At 66.0% G+C, this 5,215-nt stretch carries 5 protein-coding genes; 1 reads left to right on the forward strand and 4 read right to left on the reverse strand.

Translation table 11 applies throughout. The annotated features are described in order from the left end of the window. The 4 genes from ABSF49_RS19785 to ABSF49_RS19800 all read right to left on the reverse strand — a co-directional run. A partial coding sequence (locus tag ABSF49_RS19785) for an efflux RND transporter permease subunit (protein WP_424114351.1) occupies positions 1-671 on the reverse strand: 671 nt, incomplete at its 3' end. A 4-nt stretch (positions 672-675) separates the two neighbouring features. Further along, on the reverse strand, positions 676-1,890 hold the full coding sequence (locus tag ABSF49_RS19790) for an efflux RND transporter periplasmic adaptor subunit (RefSeq protein ID WP_424114352.1): 1,215 nt from the start codon (positions 1,888-1,890) through the stop codon (positions 676-678). A 193-nt stretch (positions 1,891-2,083) separates the two neighbouring features. After that, a complete protein-coding gene (locus ABSF49_RS19795) occupies positions 2,084-2,758 on the reverse strand; it encodes an N-acyl amino acid synthase FeeM domain-containing protein (RefSeq protein ID WP_424114353.1) in 675 nt (224 codons plus the stop codon). Positions 2,759-2,922: 164 nt separating this feature from the next. Continuing rightward, the gene (locus tag ABSF49_RS19800) at positions 2,923-3,495 is read right to left on the reverse strand and encodes a hypothetical protein (RefSeq protein ID WP_424114354.1); all 573 of its coding nucleotides are present in this window, start codon (positions 3,493-3,495) and stop codon (positions 2,923-2,925) included. Between the two features lie 284 nt (positions 3,496-3,779). On the opposite strand from ABSF49_RS19800, the gene ABSF49_RS19805 reads away from it, so the two are divergent. Next, positions 3,780-5,215: diguanylate cyclase domain-containing protein (locus tag ABSF49_RS19805; protein WP_424114355.1), on the forward strand; the 1,436-nt coding region annotated here is incomplete at its 3' end.

Below are 5,215 nucleotides of genomic sequence, written 5' to 3' on the forward strand. Positions count from 1 at the left end.
ATGGCGAGCTGGGCGCGCACGTCCTCGAGCTGCAGCCCCTTCTCGACCAGCTTCGCCGGATCGATCTGGACGCGAATCGCCGGCTGCTGCTGGCCGCCGATGCGCACCAGCGACACGCCGGAAATCTGGCTGATCTGTTGGGCGAGGATGTTCTCGGCGACGTCGTCGACCTCGGTGATCGGCGCCGTGTCGGAGGTCAGCGAGAGAATGAGGATCGGAGCGTCGGCTGGATTGACTTTCCGGTAAGTCGGGGAGCTCGGCAGAATCTTCGGCAATTGACCCGAGGCGGCGTTGATCGCCCCCTGGATGTCGCCAGCCGCCGCGTCGATGTTGCGGTCGAGGTCGAACTGGACGGTGATCGCCGTCGCTCCGAGCGAGCTCGTCGAGGTCATCTGCGTGACGCCGGGGATCTGGGCGATCTGCCGCTCGAGCGGCTGCGCCACCGACGAGGCCATGGTGTCGGGCGAGGCGCCGGGCAGGCTGGCGCTGACGACGATGGTCGGGAAGTCGATCTGCGGCAGCGGCGCGACCGGCAGCAACGGATAGGCGACGACGCCGACGAGAAGGATCGCCACCATCAAGAGCGTGGTGGCGACGGGATGGCGGATAAACGGGCCGGAGACACCTTCCCTGATTGACCCGGTTTCCGTCATCGGTTCGGTGGCCGCCATTGGCTTAGCTCCCGCCGCCGGCGCCGGCTTCGATGGCGACGCGCGCGCCCGGCTGCAAGCCAAACTGGCCGAAGGTCACCACCTTTTCGCCCTCGCTTAGCCCTTTGGCGATGATCGCGACGTCGGCGCCCTCGTGGGCGAGGGTCACTGGCCGTGTGACCGCGCGATTGTCCGAGCCAACGACATAGACGAACCGGCCGTCGGGCCCGCGCTGGACCGCTTGGTCGGGGACGGCCAGCGCGTCCTTCTCGACCTCGACCCGCAGGCGGGTCGCCACCGCTTGGCCCGGCCACAAGCTATGGTCCTTGTTGTCGAATTCGCCCTTGAGACGGATCGTGCCGGTCGTGACGTCGACCTGGTTGTCGATGACGGTCAGCTTGCCGGTCGCCAGCAGCGTCGCGCCGTCGGAGGTGCGCGCTTCGATCGGCGGCGCGCCGGCGGCGAGCGCGGCGGCTATGCGCGGCAGGTCGTCCTGCGGCGCCGTGAAGATGACGGAGATCGGCTCGATTTGGGCGAGGGTGACGATGCCGGTCTGTTGCGCCGCGTTGACCATGTTGCCCTGGTCGATGAGGCGGAAGCCGACCCGGCCGCCGATCGGGGCGGAGATCGTCGTGTAGTCGAGCTGCACCTGGGCCGCGTCGATCGCCGCCGCGTCGGCCGCCTCCTGGGCGATGAGCTGGTTTACCAGCGCGTTCTGGGTGTCGAGCTGCTGCTGGGTGGCGAAGCTCTGCTTGGCGAGAGTCGAATAACGCACGAGGTCGAGCCGGGCGTTGGCGAGGGTCGCCTGATCCTGGGCCTGTTTCGCCTTGGCCTGGTCCAGAGCCGCCTGGAACGGACGTGGATCAATTTGCGCCAGCAGATCGCCGGCCTTGACCATCTGCCCTTCTGCGAAGGCGATCTTGACGATCTGGCCGTCGACGCGGGTGCGGATGGTCACCGTGTTCTCGGCCTGGACCTGGCCGAGCCCGTCGATGAAGACGGGATAATCGACCCGCGCCGCCGCGGCCACCGACACGACGGCGGGCTTCGACGCGCTGGCGGCCGGGCTGGCGACGGGCGCCGGCGTGGGCCTGGCGGCGAACAGGGCGTCGTGAGCGCGCCGCGCCGCCGGTTCGGCGGAGGGAAACAAGCGGCCGGCGAAGTCGGGCGCGTAGACGCCATAGACAACAGCCGCGGCGACGATCGCGAGCGCCGCGCCGGCCCATCCTCGAAGTCCCATGACGTGATTATTCCTTCGGCGGGGACGGCGCCGCGCGGGTCCGCGCCGCCTGGATCGGCGCACGGAGCCAACCTCCGCGCACGCCAACCATTGCGCGGAAAATGACTGACCAACCCGCAAATATCGAGGCGAACGCGATCAATCCTGTGTGAGGACAGTCAACAACCGCGTGAAAACATGGGCGCCCCGGCGCTCAGGCGCCGACGCGCCGCTCGTATTCAGGCAGGCGCGAGGCGGGGCGGCGCGGCGGCGCCGGGCCGAAGAGCGCGTCGCGCTCGGCGACGGTCGAGCGGTAGAAGGGATAGCGCGCTTCGAATTCTTCCTTCCCGACGTGCATGTTCGCGCGCATGCAGACGATTTTCGCATAGACGTTCGGGTAGTGGCGCGGTTCGCACAGAGGAACATAGTTGAATACGCGCCGATAGAAGGTGACGTGTTCGGCGCGCACCGTCGCGATGGCGAAATCGGCCTGAAAGTGCTGGGCGGCGAGATAGGCCGGCCGCATCGCGGCGTAGGGCAGCTCCGAATGCTGCTTCGAAACCTCCAGCCGAGCCGCGGCGCGGGTGAAGTCGACGACGACCAGACCAGCGCGAAGCTGCGGAACGATCAAATCCGAGAAGACGCTGAGCGAGGGAAGCGGCGTGCGTTCGTCGACCGCCAAATTGATCCGGACTGTCGCGGCAAACTCGCCGTCGACGAACGTCGAGGTGACCCAGGCGTTCGGCGCGTCGTCGTAAAAGGGGTCGTAAAGTCGGCTGTCGTGGCGGGGCTCGATCAGCCCGTTGCGAACGTACGCCTCGTATCTGAGTCGGTAGACAGCCTCTTTTTCTTCTGGGGTCTTCGCGGTTCGATGCTCGACCCTCTCCATGAACCCAAGAACCCGATCCGAAAATCGGGCTCGGGACTCGGCCGTTTCCGCGTGCATCGAAACCCTCGCTTAACCCTGTTGGCGAAACAAGGTTAGCGAATGGTAAAGAGGTGTAAAGGGGAATTAACCGAATTCGATTAAACGTAGTTAACGATGTCGCGTCCTCAAACCGTCATATGACGGTTTTGGCCCCATCGTTCGCCGGACTCCACGAGATACTCCAGCAATAACGCGGCGTAAGTGTCGAGCGCCGCTTCGGAGCCGGACTCCCTTACGCAAGCGCACCATTCGACGAATTTTCCGATTTGCACCGGCTGCTCGACAACATGAAGCCCGGCCGCGACGGCTCGTTCGCGCATTCGTCGGCGTCGCTCGGACCACGCGTCGTAATCGCGCTGACCGTCGAAAGCGGCGAGCCGGCCGCGGTGCGCCGCGAATTGCCGCGCGTCGATTTGCGCGACGACCGCCGCCGACGGCGCGCGTCGCAGCGTTTCAACGAAGGCCGCGAAGGCGTCCAGGCTGCGCAGGCTGGGGGAGCGCCCGGTCAGGTCGCACCAAAGCGCGAAGCCGGCGAGCCGGACGCGAATAAGCGCCGCCTCGACGCCGGCGAGCGACAAGCCGATTTGCAGACCTTCCCGACAGTCGAGCCAATCCGAAAAGCTCGGATACGCCTCCAGTCCGGCGACTACGCTTCGCGCCTCGTCGAATTCCTCTAGCCCAATCAGGCCAATTGTCACGCCTTCGCTCGTCGGCGCAGCGTCGACAGTGGAAATTAACTTCTGATGAGGTTCGAGAACGCTCATTCGGTGGGCCTGCAATCTAGACGCGGTTCGACACTACACTTCGATCAACTACGGTTCGGGCCGCCTCGCGTAGCTTGTCGCGACTCTTGAAACGAGTTCTTAAGCGCCCCTGTGGGAGGGTACATTCGCCGCCCCTAACAAGCCGGTAATTTCTTATGGTGCGTTTGAGATCTCCAGCCAGCTTGCCGACCGGAACGAAAATTCCGGACGACATGTACATGGGATTCGTCGACAGCCACCTTGTCGACCTACGCGCGCTTGTCTTCGCCAGCCTCGTCGTCATCGCCGCGCAGTCCGCGGTGGCGCTGGTGAATGACAGCGCTTGGCTGTGGGGCTGCATCGGCCTGACCGCGGCGGTGAGCACGACACGGCTCTACTTCATGCTCGATCACGCGCGAAGTCGGCCGAGCCGCGACATGAAGGCGGCGCGCCGGCGAGAGGTCGAATACGCGTTCGGCGTGATGGCCTACATCGGCGCGCTCGGGTCGTGGGCGCTCGTCACGTTTTGCGTCACGGAAGACGGGTTCTCGCGTCTTCTGGCGACGACCCTGGCGATCTCATACACGTTCGGAATGTGGACACGCAGCTTCGCCATCAGCAGAGGCAACAATCTGCAGATCGTCGCCGCTTTCGTGCCGCTCAGCGCGGCGATGCTGGTGGCGGGCGGAAACTATCCCGGGGCGATCCTGTTCGGGCTTGTCCCGCTCAGCATCTACGTGAAAGGCTCTTCGGATCGCCTGCGGTCGAACTTCTTGTCCGTCGTGGCCGCTCAGAGCCAGTCGGCTCTGCTCGCCAAGCGCCTCGACATGGCGCTCAACAACATGTCGCACGGACTGTTGATGATCAACGCCGAAGGTCGCGTCACAGTCGTCAACCGCCAACTCCTCAACCTGTTTCACCTCGGCGCAGACGATCTCCAATCGGGCTCGAGCCTGCGCGCCGTCGCGCTCACGCTGCTGCGTCGCAAGATTGTCGCCCAGGACCAGATCGAGCGGGTGTGGAAGACGCTGGCGCGGGCCGCCGCCGGGATCGACGTGGTCGCGCCGTTCGAGACGCGCGACGACCGCGCGATCGAGATCACCATCCACCGCATGACGGGGGAGGGGGAGGGCGCGGTCGTCGTCGTCCAGGACGTCACCGAACGGCGCAACGCCGCCCGCGCGATCGATCGCATGGCGCGGGTCGATTCCGTGACCGACTTGCCAAACCGCCGTCGCTTCGAAGAGGAGCTGGTCGAGACCCTGCGCGGGCGCGGCGAAGAGCTCGAGAGCGCCAACGTCCTGTTCCTCGATCTCGACGATTTCAAGCAGGTCAACGACAGCCTCGGCCACGCGCGCGGCGACAAGCTACTGACGGCGGTCGCCCGGCGGCTGCAGGGGATCGTGCGCGACACCGACCTTGTCGCCCGCTGGGGCGGCGACGAATTCGCCATCCTGCAGCGCCCGGTCGCCGATCCGGGCCAGGCCGGCGAGCTCGCCGAGCAGATCCTGCGCGAAATCCGTCGGCCGGTGTTCATCGACGGCTATGAAGTCATCGTCGGCGCCAGCGTCGGCTCGGCGAGCGCGCCGAAGGACGGCGAGACGCCCGAAGCGATCCTCTCCAACGCCGACATGGCGCTCTACGCCGCCAAGGCGGAAGGGCGCGGCAATTGGCG

Source organism: Roseiarcus sp. (assembly GCF_049514155.1).
Classification (GTDB): domain Bacteria; phylum Pseudomonadota; class Alphaproteobacteria; order Rhizobiales; family Beijerinckiaceae; genus Roseiarcus.